This window comes from Candidatus Cardinium hertigii (genome assembly GCF_050864855.1).
GTDB lineage: Bacteria > Bacteroidota > Bacteroidia > Cytophagales > Amoebophilaceae > Cardinium > Cardinium hertigii_C.
This window is the reverse complement of the sequence record NZ_JBOZWW010000070.1, coordinates 1-3,031: the sequence shown is the minus strand read 5'-3', so window position 1 is coordinate 3,031 and position 3,031 is coordinate 1. Positions and strand designations below refer to the sequence as shown.

Genomic DNA, 3,031 nt, shown 5'->3' with positions numbered 1-3,031 from the left:
TTTTATGTGCTATTGCTCATAACCTACGACTGATTACAAGAAAATTATTCTTAATACCCTCACAGTCAAATAAATTAAAACCTATATAATTAAAATTCTTAATCCAAAACCAGTTATACCTATATCTTGGGTAAGAAAAATAGAGCGCCTGATAAACCATATATATTATAAAGAAATATCCATTCAATAAATTTATTCAAAAATAATATTTCAGGGCCGACTACTTAAAACCATTGCAAAAACAGAAAACAGTACCCTTGAGAAAATAAGGGAGGCGGCTAGGACAACTATAGAAACAAAAAAATCGATAGAAAAAGCCAATAGAATGGTAAGAGATGCCATCAAACTAGGTGGCCGACTCAAAAATATGGGTTTAAAAAAAATGATTTTAGGTCAAACAGAAGATGTCTTGGGCATCAGCTTAAATCCTTCTAGGTATATCCCAGATACGGAATATACGGCCAAACTTAAAAGAAATATGGAATACAGTTGCGCAAGGGAAAAACAAACCATTCGTGGTGTGAATAGATTCCTAAAAAATACTAGTAAATTAGTGGGTATTAAGGCGACAAATAGGCAATACAGCGATTTGAAAAAACTTAATAAAGCGGTTGAAAAGTCGCTTCATTATGATCGTACAGTCGGGGAATATGCCCATACCAAACAGTTATTGTTAGCAGATGCGTATGAAAGAGAATCGGATGAATTATTAGCCAATAATAAAGAGATTCAGTATTTATTAGACGATGATGCAGCGGGTCTTAAAGTAAATGAACGATTAGCAGCTTATAATTTATTACAAAACAATATTGTTACACCAACAAAACTTAAAGAAAAAGCTGTAAAATTAAGACAAAAGGCTTCTGTGTTAACTAAAGTTGATGAGCAATCGATTGCAGCTGAACAAGATCGTCTGGCTTTGAAAAGCATAATAGAATATGAAATCAAAGAAAGGGAGCGAAAAAAAAGTTTAATAAAATAAAATTATGCGTAAGATAAATGCACTGCCTATTGGTTATTCAGATGTTAAATCAGTGATTGAAACAGGCTACTACGTAGATAAAACCCGTTATGCACAAGAGTTAATTGAAAAAAGAAATCCTGTATTTATAGCTAGACCTAGGAGATTTGGGAAATCACTGTTTATTAATACGCTAGCTACTATATGTAGGGGAGAACAAGAGGTCTTTAAAGATTATTATATAGGTAAGCCAAAAAATGGATATCAGTGGAAAAAGTATCCTGTCATTAAACTAGATCTTTCTAGATTAACGAATGACTCATCAAACTTATTACAATTATCTTTAGAAGATACACTTACAGAAGTTGCTTCAGGATATAGGTTAACGCTTAGAGGACACTTGCTTAAAGCAAAGCTTTGTAATCTGGTGGTAGATATGACACAGTTAGGAAATAGCTATGCATCGAAAATAGTAGTTCTTATAGATGAATACGATGCACCAATTGTGAATTTAACGAAAGGCTCTGATCTAGAAAAGGCTAATATAAAAATCATGAAAGATTTCTTTATGACCTTGAAATCACTAAATGAATACTTTCAATTCACTTTTATCACTGGGGTAAGCAAATTTAGTTTATCCGATGTATTTTCAGGGGCTAATCATTTAAAAGACATCACCATTGATGCATCTGCTGATGCGATGTTTGGGTATACGCAAGAAGAAATAGAAACTATATTCTCAGAAAGATTAGAATCTATTGCTAAAAAATGGAGCGAAAAAGAAAATAAAAAAATAACTAAACCAGAAGTAATAGGACGTATTGCAACTTATTATAATGGTTATAAATTCTATAAAGATGGCATAAGTGTATATAATCCTTGGTCCACCCTACGGTTTTTAGATTCTGGAGAACTAGAAAACTACTGGTATGAATCAGGAAGCCCCACTATATTGATTAACCAGATGCTAGAAGATCCTGATAGATTTGATTTTCAGATAGAAAATATCCAAATAGAAGCTACGAAAGAGGATCTAATGTATACAGGCAGTAGGCATGAGATTAGCTTAAAATCTTTGATGTTTCAAACGGGCTATTTAACCATTTATGATTATGATGGATCTAGAGGTCTATATACTTTGAAATTCCCAAACAAAGAAATAGAAGAGTCTTTTCAAAAAAGTATAAAGTCGAGTCTAGAAAAGAGTGTAAAAGACTATTTCATACAAGAACGAGATACAATCAGAAGTGCATTATCTGATCAAAAAATTGAAATTTTTATAGAGCATATCAACACAGCCTTTTCCACACTTCCTTATTATATTGATACCAAACAAGAAAAACAGTACCACAGTAATTTACATATGTTGCTACAAGGGTTGGGCTTTCTAGGAGGTAGGAAAATGTATATGCATAGTGAGTCTGCTTCGAGTCAAGGTAGATCAGATATTGTGCTAGAATTAGAAAGGGTAATATACCTTATAGAAATAAAATATAGATCGAGTGGTAAAATAGCCTTAGCCCAAATTAAAGAGCATGGGTATTATAGACCGTACTTACTTAGACAGAAAACGATTATACTACTAGGTATTAATTTTAATGAGGAAAGCAGAATGATAGACGATTGGAAGTACGAAATACAAGAAGCACATCTAAAAAAATAAGGCCGTTAGATTTATATACTTTTAAGACAACTTAATGCCATATATACACTGTGTAGTAGTCCCCATCTGTAAAGATGGCCGGTTAAGTGGCAAAAGCTTTATGGGCGGGTCTACCATGATGATGGCCTATCAAAATAAATATGCGCACGCTATGGAGCGGTTTGGTTTGAGTAGAGGCATAATGTATTTATATAGTTGATTTTCATCATAAAATATAAAATTCTAAATGCGCCTATTTAACACAACTCAATAAATAGTTAGGCCCTGGTATGTGCCTTGTTCAATACCTCTTTTAATCGTGTAAAATGGACCTGGTTATAGTTCTGAGTAGTAGCCAAATTTGCGTGACCTAGTAAGGATCTAATACTTAATAGCGTAGCGCCTCTGTTTAACAAATGGGTAGCAAA

5 protein-coding genes and 1 pseudogene are annotated in these 3,031 nt (G+C 33.1%); 4 read left to right on the top strand and 2 right to left on the bottom strand.

Going from position 1 to position 3,031, the window contains the following annotated elements:
• A pseudogene (locus ACRRVB_RS04945) lies at positions 1-190 on the top strand (IS5-like element ISCca5 family transposase); the annotation flags it as partial.
• Between the two features lie 20 nt (positions 191-210).
• On the opposite strand, the gene ACRRVB_RS04940 reads toward ACRRVB_RS04945, so the two are convergent.
• Positions 211-363, bottom strand: coding sequence for a hypothetical protein (locus ACRRVB_RS04940; protein WP_432466845.1), 153 nt, complete (start codon positions 361-363; stop codon positions 211-213).
• A gap of 4 nt (positions 364-367) precedes the next feature.
• Between ACRRVB_RS04940 and ACRRVB_RS04935 the strand changes: the two genes are divergently transcribed.
• Genes ACRRVB_RS04935 through ACRRVB_RS04925 form a run of 3 tightly spaced genes read left to right on the top strand, consistent with a single transcriptional unit; the run spans position 368 to position 2,823 of the window.
• The gene (locus tag ACRRVB_RS04935; protein ID WP_432466844.1) at positions 368-982 is read left to right on the top strand and encodes a hypothetical protein; all 615 of its coding nucleotides are present in this window, start codon (positions 368-370) and stop codon (positions 980-982) included.
• A 4-nt stretch (positions 983-986) separates the two neighbouring features.
• Complete coding sequence (locus tag ACRRVB_RS04930; protein ID WP_432466843.1) at positions 987-2,624, top strand: AAA family ATPase; 1,638 nt, start codon at positions 987-989, stop codon at positions 2,622-2,624.
• Positions 2,625-2,658: 34 nt separating this feature from the next.
• Positions 2,659-2,823: a plasmid recombination protein gene (locus ACRRVB_RS04925; protein ID WP_432466842.1), complete on the top strand. Its 165-nt coding sequence runs from the start codon at positions 2,659-2,661 to the stop codon at positions 2,821-2,823.
• Positions 2,824-2,881: 58 nt separating this feature from the next.
• On the opposite strand, the gene ACRRVB_RS04920 is transcribed toward ACRRVB_RS04925, so the two are convergent.
• Entirely contained in the window at positions 2,882-3,019 is a 138-nt protein-coding gene (locus tag ACRRVB_RS04920) for a hypothetical protein (RefSeq protein WP_432466846.1), read from the bottom strand.
• Positions 3,020-3,031 lie beyond the last annotated feature (12 nt).